General features: G+C 43.3%; 17 protein-coding genes. 13 read left to right on the forward strand and 4 right to left on the reverse strand.

Going from position 1 to position 13,471, the window contains the following annotated elements; all coding sequences use genetic code 11:
* Window positions 1-224 precede the first annotated feature (224 nt).
* On the forward strand, window positions 225-677 hold the full coding sequence (locus D1970_RS03295) for a CBS domain-containing protein (protein WP_119111447.1): 453 nt from the start codon (window positions 225-227) through the stop codon (window positions 675-677).
* A gap of 124 nt (window positions 678-801) precedes the next feature.
* A complete protein-coding gene (locus tag D1970_RS03300) occupies window positions 802-1,887 on the forward strand; it encodes a CAP domain-containing protein (RefSeq protein WP_259339546.1) in 1,086 nt (361 codons plus the stop codon).
* A gap of 406 nt (window positions 1,888-2,293) precedes the next feature.
* Here D1970_RS03300 and D1970_RS03310 read toward each other — a convergent pair whose 3' ends face one another.
* A complete protein-coding gene (locus D1970_RS03310; RefSeq protein WP_119111449.1) occupies window positions 2,294-2,782 on the reverse strand; it encodes a PaaI family thioesterase in 489 nt (162 codons plus the stop codon).
* A 150-nt stretch (window positions 2,783-2,932) separates the two neighbouring features.
* Here D1970_RS03310 and D1970_RS03315 point away from each other — a divergent pair, with 150 nt between their 5' ends.
* The 3 genes from D1970_RS03315 (at window position 2,933) to D1970_RS03325 (ending at window position 4,139) form a co-directional block, all read left to right on the forward strand.
* Entirely contained in the window at window positions 2,933-3,334 is a 402-nt protein-coding gene (locus D1970_RS03315; RefSeq protein ID WP_119111450.1) for a YlbD family protein, read from the forward strand.
* A gap of 8 nt (window positions 3,335-3,342) precedes the next feature.
* A complete protein-coding gene (locus D1970_RS03320) occupies window positions 3,343-3,594 on the forward strand; it encodes a YlbE-like family protein (RefSeq protein WP_119111451.1) in 252 nt (83 codons plus the stop codon).
* Window positions 3,595-3,692: 98 nt separating this feature from the next.
* The gene (locus D1970_RS03325) at window positions 3,693-4,139 is read left to right on the forward strand and encodes a YlbF/YmcA family competence regulator (RefSeq protein WP_119111452.1); all 447 of its coding nucleotides are present in this window, start codon (window positions 3,693-3,695) and stop codon (window positions 4,137-4,139) included.
* 49 nt (window positions 4,140-4,188) lie between these two features.
* On the opposite strand, the gene D1970_RS03330 is transcribed toward D1970_RS03325, so the two are convergent.
* Entirely contained in the window at window positions 4,189-4,527 is a 339-nt protein-coding gene (locus tag D1970_RS03330) for a hypothetical protein (RefSeq protein WP_119111453.1), read from the reverse strand.
* A 150-nt stretch (window positions 4,528-4,677) separates the two neighbouring features.
* Between D1970_RS03330 and D1970_RS03335 the strand changes: the two genes are divergently transcribed.
* The 5 genes from D1970_RS03335 to D1970_RS22750 all read left to right on the forward strand — a co-directional run bounded on the left by D1970_RS03335 (window position 4,678) and on the right by D1970_RS22750 (window position 8,114).
* On the forward strand, window positions 4,678-4,953 hold the full coding sequence (locus D1970_RS03335) for a YlbG family protein (RefSeq protein ID WP_119111454.1): 276 nt from the start codon (window positions 4,678-4,680) through the stop codon (window positions 4,951-4,953).
* 49 nt (window positions 4,954-5,002) lie between these two features.
* A complete protein-coding gene (locus D1970_RS03340; protein ID WP_119111455.1) occupies window positions 5,003-6,460 on the forward strand; it encodes a hypothetical protein in 1,458 nt (485 codons plus the stop codon).
* Window positions 6,461-6,742: 282 nt separating this feature from the next.
* Window positions 6,743-7,315 (forward strand): 16S rRNA (guanine(966)-N(2))-methyltransferase RsmD, encoded by a 573-nt coding sequence (gene rsmD, locus D1970_RS03345; RefSeq protein WP_119111456.1) that lies wholly within the window; start codon window positions 6,743-6,745, stop codon window positions 7,313-7,315.
* Window position 7,316: 1 nt separating this feature from the next.
* On the forward strand, window positions 7,317-7,796 hold the full coding sequence (coaD, locus tag D1970_RS03350; protein ID WP_119111457.1) for a pantetheine-phosphate adenylyltransferase: 480 nt from the start codon (window positions 7,317-7,319) through the stop codon (window positions 7,794-7,796).
* 78 nt (window positions 7,797-7,874) lie between these two features.
* Window positions 7,875-8,114: an IS3 family transposase gene (locus tag D1970_RS22750; RefSeq protein WP_119111458.1), complete on the forward strand. Its 240-nt coding sequence runs from the start codon at window positions 7,875-7,877 to the stop codon at window positions 8,112-8,114.
* A gap of 69 nt (window positions 8,115-8,183) precedes the next feature.
* Here the strand turns inward: D1970_RS22750 and spoVV are convergent, their stop codons facing one another.
* Window positions 8,184-9,404, reverse strand: coding sequence for a dipicolinic acid transporter SpoVV (gene spoVV, locus D1970_RS03360; RefSeq protein ID WP_119111459.1), 1,221 nt, complete (start codon window positions 9,402-9,404; stop codon window positions 8,184-8,186).
* 230 nt (window positions 9,405-9,634) lie between these two features.
* Here spoVV and D1970_RS03365 point away from each other — a divergent pair, with 230 nt between their 5' ends.
* Together D1970_RS03365 and D1970_RS03370 are read left to right on the forward strand one after the other, a co-directional pair.
* Window positions 9,635-10,426: a patatin-like phospholipase family protein gene (locus tag D1970_RS03365; protein WP_119111460.1), complete on the forward strand. Its 792-nt coding sequence runs from the start codon at window positions 9,635-9,637 to the stop codon at window positions 10,424-10,426.
* Window positions 10,423-11,448, forward strand: coding sequence for a SepM family pheromone-processing serine protease (locus D1970_RS03370; RefSeq protein WP_119111461.1), 1,026 nt, complete (start codon window positions 10,423-10,425; stop codon window positions 11,446-11,448). Before D1970_RS03365 ends, D1970_RS03370 begins: the two co-directional genes overlap by 4 nt.
* A gap of 42 nt (window positions 11,449-11,490) precedes the next feature.
* On the opposite strand, the gene D1970_RS03375 is transcribed toward D1970_RS03370, so the two are convergent.
* Window positions 11,491-12,708, reverse strand: a complete 1,218-nt coding sequence (locus D1970_RS03375) for a nucleotidyltransferase (protein WP_119111462.1) — start codon at window positions 12,706-12,708, stop codon at window positions 11,491-11,493.
* Window positions 12,709-12,871: 163 nt separating this feature from the next.
* On the opposite strand from D1970_RS03375, the gene D1970_RS03380 reads away from it, so the two are divergent.
* The gene (locus tag D1970_RS03380) at window positions 12,872-13,393 is read left to right on the forward strand and encodes a YceD family protein (RefSeq protein ID WP_119111463.1); all 522 of its coding nucleotides are present in this window, start codon (window positions 12,872-12,874) and stop codon (window positions 13,391-13,393) included.
* The last annotated feature ends 78 nt before the right edge of the window (window positions 13,394-13,471 follow it).

The following is a 13,471-nucleotide window of genomic DNA, read 5'->3' on the forward strand; positions in this document are numbered from 1 at the left end:
AAACACAATACGGCTAAAATGCAATATGTTGGCATCTCAGTATCAATAATAGTAAAAAAACTTTGAAGTTGCAATGGATAAACATATATCCCGGCAGAAAATACTAGCCCTTTCATGAATGGGAAACAAACGTTTTGCAAGGTATACTCATTTATCCGCATAAATTAGTACAAAAAGGCTATTCTAACACTGTAAATAAATATGCTTCAGGAGTGATGTGCTGAATGGAAAAGGTACGTGACATGATGACAACAGACGTAGAAACATGTACACTTCTCGACAATGTCTTCGAGGTAGCTGTTAAGATGAAGGAACACGATGTAGGAAGCATCCCAATTGTTGATGGAAACAAGCTGGTTGGTATCATGACGGACCGTGACATTGTCATTAGGGGCGTTGCTGAAAAGAAACCGCCATCATCCAAGGTGGAAGAATTTATGACAGGTGAATTGATCACAATATCACCCGATGCTTCTGTGAAGGAAGCAGCTGACCTTATGGCTAAACATCAAATCCGCCGCCTCCCGGTTGTAGAAGGCGGACAACTCTCCGGAATCGTGGCACTTGGTGACTTTGCCATTGATGAACAAGCGGACGACCAGGCTAAAAAGGCCCTGACGGAAATTTCAGAACATGACCATACTATTCAATCAGAACATGACCATACTATTCAATAGGAAAGAAGGGGTGTCAAAAGGCGCCTCTTTTTTGCGTGAAATTCAGAGGATATGCACTACTATCAAAAAGAATGCGGGCAATGATATAATATTCATTAAACATACATATAATTAAAAAGAAAAAGTGATAGAGAAAGAGGGTGAGTCTCTGCGTACTGTTATCCGGATTTTATTGTTTGCATTTATATTTTTGGTCATCGCCTTTTATATGGGCTATGAAAAAGAAACAGATGACAAGGAATATATCAGCCATAAAGAAGTTTCTCCAAAAGTGGATGAGTCGCTGGAACAAAGCACTCGCAATGGGCAGCCAGCAAAATCCGAATTGCCTGCAAAGGGGCTTGCACAGCTGGTCGGAAAAGACGTAAATGCACTGAGAGCCGCATTAGGGGAGCCTTCCAGGACGGATCTTTCTGCATACGGCTATAGCTGGCTGGTGTTTAACCGTACGCCAAACCAGTATGTACAAGCAGGTGTCGGGAATGGAAAGGTGGTAACCATTTACGCCATTGGAGAAAACATTGACACTGCTCCATTCACAATTGGGGAACCTGGAGAAAAAATTTTCTCAATACATCCTATCAATCCAGTAGTTGAATTTGAATATAAGGGTAGTTCCTATAAATTTGAGATGTCAGAGGATGACATGAATTCAAGGCCGCTTATGGCGCTTGGCAACATATTTGTCCAACTGTATATCGACAGATTCACGGGGAAGCTTTCGAGCATCAGATTCCTTGACGCAGAAACACTTATCAAGCAGCTTCCATATGAAGTGGTTTACCGCGGGAAACTAATCGAGGCGGATGAACCAACAGAGGACGACTGGGATGAAATCCAGGAAAGTGCACAGAGACAAATTTTTGATATTACTAACATGATCAGGAAAAGGCACGGCCTGAAGGAGCTGGAATGGGATGAAAAAACTGCTGTTGCAGCCTTTGCGCATAGCCGGGAAATGGAGGAAGAAGATTATTTTTCCCACACATCGGAAGTGCATGGAGACCTCGCTGACAGGCTGAAGGAAGCAGAAATAGCCTATGAGTCTGCAGGTGAGAATATTGCTGCCAATTATTTGGATTCACCGGAAGTTGCCGAAGGATGGATGAACAGCGACGGTCATAGGGAAGCATTGTTGAACGAAGAGTTTACTCATATTGGGGTGGGCGTATATCGAAAGCATTATACCCAAAACTTCATCAAAAAATAAAAATCGCACGGATGCGTTAATCCGTGCGATTTTTATCTTCATAAAGGATTCTGTTCACCTGAAAAAAATCCTCCTGCCACTTTCCGAAAAGCCTTAAATTATCTCCTTTATTTACGGGGGTGATAGAAACACCCTCCTTTAAAGGGGTTATTTTTTTTGCGAGTATAATTTGGCACCCAGACCTGACCTTTAGTGTTAAAACGTGGTTATAGCGGTGCAGGTAATATTTTTCCCGGGACCAGTAGGCATCCAAAACATTCCCGGACACTGATGACTCTTCCGGTATGTTTTGGAGTGCTGACCATTGTTCATCATGGCGTTTCATTTCTTTTTTTGTCACCCAATAGAAGTATATGCATATTGCGGGAATTAAAATGGCTGTGACCACGTTCCATCACCACTGTCATTAGGATTTGCGCAAAATGAAAAAGCTTCCGGTAGAATAAGCGGCTTTTTTTCCATCATCACGGAAAACATCGGCTTCCAGTACCATAGTCTGTGAACCCTTATGGACGAAACGAGCCGTACACGATAAGCTGCTGCCAATTCCAGGAGAAAGATAATGGGTATTCAATTGGGTTGTTACTGCAGCAGAACCTTCAGGAGCCGCTTCGTTCGCTAAAATCCCCATGGCTGAGTCAGCGAGTGTAGCAATAATGCCGCCATGGACGATACCAAGATTATTATTAATCAGTGAAGTCAAAGGAATGGTTATTTGGCAGGTATACTCTGTTAGGATTTTTTCCATGCCAAGAAAGCTGCCAATATAGGAGCTGTTTTGCAGAGATACCTTGTTTTTCATTCCTCCTAAAACATTGCCGAGTATCAGCTTGTCCTCATCACTTGCTTTTGAAAGGAAATTGTCTATAAGTTTCTTGAAACCATCGTTGTCCATGAATGAACCTCTTTCGTTTTTTTTTATTTTATCATTTTTTTAGGAAGAAGGTTATTGTGAAGAGTTTGAAGCGAAACAGGAGAACACTCACCTTTCCTGAGGAAAATCATAACGTAATATAGGCAGATGCAACAGGGTGAGGTGATCAGCATGGAAAAAAAGAAAAAATTGCATCCTTCTGTTCAAAAGTTCAAGGAGTTTGTGGCCTTGAATCCACAGATAGCGAAAGAAGTCAAATCAGGAAACGCGACCTGGCAAGATCTTTTTGAAGAATGGTATCTCCTTGGGGAAGAGGATACAAGGTGGGATGCATACAGAGGAGAAAGAAAAGAACAGCCAGTGGTGGAAAATAAAAAAGATTGGATGTCGCAAGTAATGGGCGCCATCAAAAACCTTGACCCCGACCAGGTACAAGGACAAATTAGTAATCTAAGCCAAGCTATTTCAGCTGTTCAGTCAGTCTTAACACAATTTCAAGGAAAAGGATCCGGAGGGGCTCCTGGTCAGATGAAAAACAGCCCGCAGCACCCATTTTCCTTTAGAAAGGATTAAAGAAAATAATGAGGAAAGAAGTATTAGACCATATCAGGGCCAGGAAAGACCTGCAAGAGTATATCCGGATTCATCCGTATTGGTACCGCAAGCTGTCCAGGGACCCGCGAGATTTATACTCTCTGGAAATTGCTGCACTGCATTATCATGAACGGACAATTCCCCATCATGTACAGAAGTTTACAACTGGAGTCCAAATGGCCTCCATGATGATGGGGATGCTTTCCAATATGCAATCTCAGGGTGGGAACCCAGGCTAAAGAAAAAGTCATTATTGGTATTATATTCCTATCCTGTGGAGGCTTCTTCGCAATCCACCCCATTTCATGGTAAAATATGAAACGGAGGTGGGCAAATTATGCTTGCTACAATGGAAAGAATTGATTTATTAGAAAAAGCCGGAAATCTTGCCGGGTTGATCAAGGATTCTGAACCAGCCGAAAATTATCGGCAGTGTTTATATAGATTGCAACAGGATAAAAAGTCCCAGGATAAAATTAAGGCATTTGCGGATATGAAGCTTCGCTATGAGGAAGTGCAGAGATTCGGCAGATATCACCCGGACTATAAAGAAGTCATGGGTCAAATTAGAATCCTAAAAAGGGAAATGGATTTGGATGAAACCGTAGCTGAATTCAAAAAAGCGGAAAATGAACTGCAAAGCCTGCTTGATGAGGTGAGTGTCATCATCGGCCGTTCTGTTTCCAAAAGTGTAAAAGTGCCGACAGGGAACCCATTTTTCGCAAGCAGCTCTGCGTGTGGAGGCGGCTGCGGCAGCGGAGGCGGCTGCAGCTGCTCAGCCTAGGGATTAATGAAGAGAGCAGGGGTTTTTCCATGCTCTCTATTTTTTATCTTCACTGTTCAGTTATACTCTGTGTTTCCAAGCGGATACAGTCAGTACATAGATTTCCGCAGCAAAACATTTTCCGCAAAGGAACAAAGAAACGATGGCGATAGACGAACAACCCTTCGTTGTTCCTGACAAAAAATGTTTCACTGTGAAGCTGTTTGCCTTTCATTGCCGAAGCCGAATGCAAGCGGATTGCTTTACCGATATAATCACCATCTGTACCCTCCATCACCGATAAATACAAGAAGGGAATGCCTGCAACCTTTTTGTAATAAGCATTATTTATTTTTGGCTCCTGGTTCAGACTTGATAGAAATTTTTCCCAAATTATTTCTAGATCCATGCTGTCACCTGCCGTTCTATGGCCAATTGTTTTAATAAATATCGTATGATATCTTGCCGGGAAAAACAATCGATACGATGGGTGATTGAAAAATATCTCTTTCCTGTGCTAGACTAGGAGAAAGCAAACGTTTTCTGAAGGGGAAAAAATATGATAGGTCAAAGACAGGGAATCATCGTTTGGCTGTATTCATTGAAACAGGCCAAGATGCTAAGAAGGTTCGGAAATGTCCATTTTGTATCGAAGAAGTTAAAATACGTGGTTCTCTACTGTAATCTGGAGGACACTGATTCATTGATCCAAAAGCTTGGCTCATATTCATTTGTGAAAAAAGTCGAGCCGTCATTCAAACCGTTTTTGAAAATGGAGTTTGAAAACTCCGCACCCGACAAAGCAAAAGAATATGATTATAAGATGGGAATTTAAGGCGAGGAGCAATCCCCGCCTTTTTTTCTTGGAAATGAGGCAAGAATAAATGCGCAAGGCATCCATCATTATGCTGCTTATTCTAATTGGAGTCTTCGGCACTGTAATCATTAGTCAGTGGGAGGCATTTCAGGAAGAAGGCAGGGAAACTGTGCAGAAAAGGGAACGGAAGCCATCTATCACCATTTCAGTTGAAACCGAAAAAGATGGTCTCCTTGTCAAACAGGAAGTCCGCGGCCTGGAGACAGGAAAGGTGTATCGTTTCGACTATCCAAAGATGGCTAAGGAAGTCTCTTGCAGCGGAAAAGACGGAAGACCGTGCGAAAGACTGGCTAACTATCCGAGCTCTTTTCAAATACCAAAGAAAGGTATTATATTCAGTTATAGAATGGCCGTTCAAGAAGAGCTCACTTCCTCCATGTTTGACCAGTGGATCGTTCAAATTCCCGATGCAAAAGAATGGGATATTGCTATCAATGTCACAGATAAGCACCATGCAGGGGGAAGCTGGGCAGCCGGAATCCCATTTAAGGGAGATAAGCAACTTGATTTAATCGACTACCATGCTTTCAAGGGGGAAAATCTCTATCCTGCACTCTATTGGCAAAAGAATGAATTAAAAAATGAAAAGGTCCAGCGAGGAATCGAAGTTTACTCTGTAAAAGGTAAGCGTGAATCTGCTTACGATTTTTCAGCTATAAGGAGCCTTTCCGAGAATGGGTACATATCAGTTGTCCTTGGAAGAGGCACAGGAGAAAAATCAGGCAGCGGCTTGATTGTGAGTGAAGATGGTATCCTCCCCAAGATTCTAGAGGAAAGAGTGGCCACTGCATTGATAACTCAAAAAATCCCTTCTCTTTCGGCAGACGAACGTTGGTTAATAGAGGTTTTGGCGTCATTGTATACAAACCAAAAGCCGAATTCAGCAAGAGCCCAGGCTGTTCTGGCTGAACTAAGGAGGAAAATGTCTGAGGACCAACTTAAAGCATTTGCCGCTTCTTTTTCAAAGGAAAATGATTCCGTGTCGCATCAGCGGCTGGACGAATTGCTCAGCATGGCTACGGGAAAAGAAACGAGGTTTTTATTTCTTAATAAGAGTTCCAATACACCATTTACCCCGCTTACTTTTTTTGAGACAAGGACAATGATTGTCGACGGAAAAAAGGAAGGAATTATCATGATTCTTGAAAATGGGTCAGCACCATTGCTACCAGCAAAGGAAATTTTCAGCGGCCTTGGTTTTGATGTTGAGGTTAAACATACCCAAGCGGGAAGTACTATCCTTCTTCAAAAAGACAAGGAAAGCTACCAGTTTTTCGAAAATCGCAGCATATTTTTGCATAACGGGGAAGAATACGGTCTTCTGGATCGTCCGTTCACTGTCCACAGCGGCAAATTGTTCATGGAGCCGGAAAAAATACAGTCTATTTTTAATGTGACAATCACTGGAAATGGGGAGGAAATCAGGCTTTCGCATACTGATGGCACTTTTAAAGAAGACAAATAAAAAACCCTGCATTTCTGCAGGGTCCTTCTATATCCTCTTTTAGGACAGAAGGCAAAGGGAGAGGAGAAACCGGAGGAAGAACTTATGGGGAAACGTAAGTCTTCTCCGCGGTTGGCAACAACATCCTCATTGATGTTGTTAATTTCATTATTTCCACAATCATTCTATTTATACACATTTTTTGATAATCCTTTTTTAAATGTGATAGGATAAGAAAGGCATAAAAAGCAGAACCCCGTATATGAAGGTTTATCCATATTGATATCAGAAGGAGTTCGTGAAATGAGGGTAGTATCAGGAGACTTGAAAGGGCGCGGCCTTAAAGCAGTCCCCGGCAACTCTACAAGGCCGACGACTGACAAGGTGAAAGAGTCCCTTTTTAACATTATTGGCCCCTATTTTTCAGGGGGGACTGGATTAGACCTTTTCGCAGGAAGCGGAGGATTGGGAATTGAAGGGCTTAGCCGGGGGCTTGAAAAAGTGATTTTCGTTGACCTTGACGGTAAAGCGATTGCAACCATCAATGAAAACATCAAACTTTGCGGTCTTGAAGATAGGTCTGAAGTCTATAGAAATGATGCAGCAAGGGCATTAAAAGCGCTCAAAAAAAGGGATATAGCTTTCGATTATGTATTTCTTGATCCGCCCTATAAGAAGCAGCAGCTGATCAGGCTGATGGAAATGATGGACAATGCCAGTCTGGTGGCGGAGGGAGGAGTGATTGTCTGTGAACATGCTTCAGATATCTCACTGCCAGAGATGGTAGGCTCCATGAAGCAAAGCAGGCATGAAGAATATGGCATCATCGGAATAACCATATACATTTATAACAAGGTACAAGAGGAGGGCGTTTAAGATGGCAAGCATTGCAGTTTGTCCCGGTAGCTTTGATCCAGTCACAAACGGACATTTGGACATCATCACAAGAGGGGCAAAGGTTTTTGATGAACTGTACGTGGTAATTCTGAACAACTCCTCAAAAAACCCGTTATTTTCTGTTGATGAAAGAATCGCTCTAATTGAGACCGTCACCAAAAACCTGCCGAATGTTAAAGTGGATTCTTTCCAAGGACTTCTCGTGGAGTACGCAGAAGCAGTCAAGGCAAACGCGATTATAAGGGGACTCCGTGCGGTTTCCGATTTTGAATATGAGATGCAGATTACTTCCATGAACAGAGTCCTGAATGACGAAATCGAAACGTTTTTTATCATGACCAAAAACCAATATTCTTTTTTAAGTTCAAGCATCGTTAAAGAAGTTGCCAAGTACAACGGGAATATCAGTGAACTGGTTCCGTCCGAAGTGGAGAAAGCCCTCATTGAGAAATACCGCTAATAAAAGCAAAAGCGAGCCGTATTTGAACTGCACCCCGATTGTTAGACACACCAACTAACAATCGGAGGTGCTTTTCTTATGGCTAAATTTACAGTTGAAGAAAAAATAAATGCAGTTAGACGTTATTTAAACGGCAACGAGAGCCAACAAACAATCGCAGCTTCTATCGGCATACATAAGTCTGGACTTCAAAATTGGATCAAAAAATATATAGAATACTATAACCACAAACGGATTAAGGCAAAATTTAAAGGCATGAGCCCGGTACAGTACCGGGTTCATGCCCTAGACGCTGCCTATTTAAATAACCGTGTCTAACTTTATGGGGTCACTTCAATTCCGGCTCGTTTTTTTTAGTGGAACTGTCCTCCAGGCTGCAATAAGTTGCTAGGTTTTCTGTGATCGGCGAGAATACAGGAAGATGTAGGCGCAAAGAGAAACAATCGTGATGGCAGGCCCTGCGAATACCAGATAATTGTGCCATTCAGCGATCTTCCAGCCTCCTTCAGTGATCTGGCTCATGACAGGTAAGGAATTCGATGTCTCATCATTATGGAAGAAACGGTTATATACTGGGTCCCATAAAAGCATTGCATAAACACCTGCAAAACAGCCATGAAGTATTCTGGCGATGAAGAAAGGCTTAAACCGGATATCCGTCTGTGCCAGGATACTTGCTACCTGTGCCTGGACACTAAAACCGCTGAAGCCGAGAATTACGCTTGTAATAATAGCCTGCTGCATAAGAGTGGCGCCTTCAACCTGGCTTGTCATCTGGCTTCCAAGAGTGATTTCGAACAGTCCAGAAATAAAAGGAATGCTGAGCTGTGCAGGAATATGCAGCAGGCCGAAAAGCAGTTCAAGAACTCCGGCAAGCAATGCTGTAACTTTTAAGTGGAACAACAATTTATTGACCACCGAGAAAAGAATGATGAAGCCTCCGATCATCAGAAGGGTCTGAATGGATGACATGACTGCATCTCCGAGCAGCTTGCCAATGGGACGATTATCTTTCAGCCTTGTCTGGTGAAGGATACTGAAAGCTTCCCTGATTGACACGCGCCGCTCATTGGAGCGTGAACGCAGGTTTTCTTTTGTTCCGTAAAATCTCATGATCAGCCCCACGGTGATATTGCCAAGGTAGTGGGCAAGGGCAAGGATGACACCAAGACGAACATTATAAAAAAAGCCAACAGAGACAGCGCCGAAAATAAACAAGGGATTGGATGAGTTTGTAAAGCAGACGAGCCGTTCTGCTTCAAGGCGGGAAAGCTGGCCTTCCTGCCTTAGCCTGGCTGTTAATTTGGCACCCGATGGATAGCCGGATGCCATGCCCATCGCCCAAACAAAGCCGCCAGCACCGGGCACCCTGAAAAGAGGTCTCATGAGCGGTTCCAGAAGTACACCAATAAACTTGACGACTCCAAAACCAATCAGCATTTCCGATACGATGAAAAAAGGAAGCAGGGAAGGAAAAACAATTTCCCACCACATATTCAGCCCCCTTATGGATGCCTCGAATGCCTCCTGGGGAAATGCAATCAATGAGGCAGCCATAATCGTAACGGATATGGCGAGGAACATGGTTTTGAGTTTTGACTTTAGCACCGTACATCCTCCCTCCAGGGGTATAAAGCTGTGAAACAATGGCAAATGGTGATAGAATGAAGCATATTATATAGACACATCGTGCTGGGTTTGGCACAATATTTATGCTTAAACAGACAGCTGGGTACGTACCGGCTCCGGTCTTGTCCTCATATAACTCAATATACTCGCGCACGCACAAATTAGACCATTTGTTTATGGTTCCGTGATACCATAAAGGGGGAAATGGCATGAAGCGTCCAAAAATCGGTTTGGCACTTGGTTCTGGAGGCGCCAGGGGGTTTGCGCATTTAGGCGCAATCAAAGTATTGAGGGATGAAGGAATCCCTGTCGACATGATCGCGGGAAGCAGCATGGGTGCCATGGTTGGCTGCTTTTATGGTGCCGGACTTGATATTGGCCGCCTATACAAGCTGTCTACCGCGTTTAAAAGAAAATATTATCTTGATTTTACTGTTCCTAAAATGGGGTTTATTTCGGGGAAAAGAGTGAAGGAACTAATCAGGATATTCACCCAAGGGAAAAATATTCAGGAACTGGATATTCCTGTTGCGGTTGTTGCCACAGACCTTGTAACCGGTGAAAAAGTTGTTTTTAGGGAAGGACCAATTGCAGATGCAGTCAGGGCAAGCATTGCGATACCAGGAATCTTTGTTCCGGAAAAGCTTAATGGCCGCATACTTGTAGACGGCGGTGTCGCAGACAGGATTCCTGTTTCGGTTGTAAGGGAGATGGGAGCAGATCTTGTCGTTGCCATTGATGTTTCACACGTAAAAGCCAATGCTGAAATATTGTCGATCTTCGACGTTATTATGCAAAGTATCGATATCATGCAAATGGAGTTAGTGTCTCACCGCAAAATTGCATCCGATATTATGATCCAGCCTAGGGTGGAAATGTTCAGTTCAAGGGCTTTTACGAATATTGAAGAAATCATCCTCATTGGAGAACAAGAAACCAGAAAACGGATCCCGGAGATTAAACAGGCGATTGAGGAATGGAAGGAGCCCAATACAGAATGAGCAAAAAAACATCTTTTCGAATCACATTGCTGGCGGCCGTACTTATACTTGCCAGTGCTTTCTATTATTTGCCTTACTATGTCACAAAGCCGGGTATGGCAAAGGAACTCTCCCCAATTATAAAAGTTGATGGGGGCTATGAGGAGGAAGGGAGTTTCATGCTGACAACGGTAAGGATGGGAAGGGCTAATATATATTCCTATCTTGTTGCCAAATACAGCAAGTATCAGGAAATCTTCCCGGTCGAAGCGATCAGGCAGGAAAATGAGACGGACGAGGATTATACCAACCGACAGCTTCATATGATGGATAGTTCAAAGACGAACGCAATCGAAGTTGCCTATAAAAAAGCTGGCCTACCAGTAAATTACGATTACAAAGGGGTCTACGTCCTGCAGGTCGTGCCCGGAATGCCTGCAGATGGTAAATTGGTTGCCGGGGACCATATATTGAAGCTTGATGGTAAAAAATTTGTTTCCTCCTCTGATTTTATTGAATATGTAAGCTCGAAAAAAGCTGGGGAAAATGTAACCCTTTCTATCAAGAGAAAGAGCAAGCCAAGGGATGTGACACTCCCATTGAAACAGTTTGATAAGACGAGCGAAAGGGCAGGAATAGGTATCGTGCCGGTTGATGACAAAAAAATTAAAGTGAATCCAAAGGTCACTGTCAATTCGGAAGAAATCGGCGGTCCATCTGCGGGATTGATGTTCACATTAGAAATATACAATCAACTGAACAAGGAAGATATTACTAAAGGCTATGAAATTGCCGGTACTGGGACCATTTCCTCTGATGGAACGATAGGACCGATTGGCGGTATTGAGCAAAAAATCATTGCTGCTGACAAGGCACATGCCGATCTATTCTTTGCCCCTAATGAGAATGGTGCAAAAGGATCCAATTTCAGGGCAGCCGTGAAAACGGCAAAGGACATTGGAACAGGAATGAAAATTATTCCCGTAGATACATTTGATGACGCGCTGAAGTATCTTGAAAAATTGAAAGAAAAAACAAGCTGACTTTTTCCAGCTTGTTTTTTTGTTAAGTTATATCGGGGGAATTTAACCTATCGAGTCTTCAAAAACCGGAGATTGGGCAAACTCTTTTTTTAACAGTTCTTCCTGTGCACGGCCGGAAATTCCGAGCGAGTAAATTCTTGAGGCCTTAATATCGAGATCAAGTTCGCCCTTCCTGCAGGAGGAAGCTTTTGAAACAAGAGGCAGTCCAAGATTCTTTTTATGAGATTGCAAATATCTTCTGCCTTTCTGTGTCATCCCTAGCAAACGCAAATATTGGGCTCTTTTGAATTCTTCCATTTCCGTTTTTTTTGCATTTGTAAGGATGTGGACACACGCCCGCTGCAGCCTTGTCCACGTATAGCGCTTTGTCTTGATGGACTCCATGAATTGAGAAAATGATACAGCAGTAATAGCAGCTTTCTTGACCCGGTGCTCAAGGCCTTCTTCCATCTCGTAAATTTCCCGAAGCTCCTCGGCGGAACATTGAATCAATCTGTATTTTAACAGAGGCCAGTATTGATCCCATGTATGAAATTGGCCATAGGTGTTCAGGTAGTTCTGAAGGAGTCTGGAGGTAGTGGGCGGAAAGTATTTGTTTACCTGTTCTACGGACTGCCCTTCTTGGATAGCTTTGCGTATGCTTGTCGCACTTGCGATCGATTCCGAGGAAAAGTGCTCATCGTGATAGCCGGCGTTTTTCCGTGTAATCGTCACGGGCTTCATCCGGCTAGTCTGGCTTCGAATTGCCCTGATATACTGCAGCCCGAGAATATTGTTAGGCAATGATAAATCTACAAGGTTTTCTCCGGGTTGCAGCTCCTTAAAGCTTAGCGACGCGGCTTTAGGGTAGCTTACTCCTGTTGAGAGATGTGCCTTAATATTGTGTTGATATGCTGTATCTTTCTCTTCCAGGAAGTCAAGTGTTCGTATAAAAGCTGAAGTATCGCCTGCTTCGCTTCCAAAACAAAGTGAGCGGCATCCCGCGGCAGAGAGTATCGATACAGCTCCGTCTGCGAATGTCTCTGCTTGTTGGACAGCGAATTGATATGGGAGCTCGAAAACCAGGTCGGCACCGCCTAAAAGGGCCATTCTGGCTCTTGTCCATTTATCGCAGAGTGCTGGCTCGCCGCGTTGAAGAAAGTTCCCGCTCATGACGGCAATGACAAGGTCGGCACCGGTATCCGCTCTTGCTGCGGAGAGATGAAACTGGTGGCCGTTGTGAAATGGATTGTATTCTACGACTACGCCTACTACTTCCATGAGTTTATCCCCTTTCAAACCTTTTGGTGAGGGTATATAATGAATAAAGGCTGTAAAAATGTTTAGCAAAGTTCCATTATGACTAAATTATAGTGTAAAGAAAAAATATTGACAAATAGGTAGGCGAAAGCTATAATTACCTTTGTTGCCTTGGGGTGATTCTATGAAATGGACAATTAGTCAGTTGCAAAAATACCGAAACAAGGAATTTTTGATTGACGAAACGGTTAAGGCTGATGAGATCAAGGAAACCGATCCATCCATCCGTGCCGTATCTCCGGTGCATATAACCGGCAGGGCTGATATCAGCTCTTCAAGAGTGACTTTTCATCTCCATTTTGAAGGTCATTTAATCCTTCCTTGTTCTCGGACACTGGTCGATGTAAATTACCCAGTGGATGTTGAAACAACAGAAACTTTCCTTTTGAGTGATCATGAATATGGCATTGATGAGGAAGTGCACCAAGTAAAGGGCGATGTGATCGACCTGATGCCTGTCATCAGGGAAATTCTTTTGCTTGAAGTTCCAATCCAGGTTTTTTGTGAAGATGACAGCAGTCAGGAAGGTGCGCCCCAGTCAGGCAAGGACTGGGAAGTAATCCATGAAACTAAGAAAGAAAAAGTGGATCCCCGTCTGGCCGGTTTGGCAAATTTCTTTAATCAAAATGATTCATCTGAAGAATGAGTCACCTGAACAAATGAAACGCGGAGCACCGGCTGATTTGCCGGACTTCATAAACTACCTTAACTCTCTTTAAGGAGG

The sequence above is a fragment of the Mesobacillus zeae genome (genome assembly GCF_003570705.1).
In the GTDB taxonomy this organism is placed as follows: Bacteria; Bacillota; Bacilli; order Bacillales; family Cytobacillaceae; genus Mesobacillus_C; species Mesobacillus_C zeae.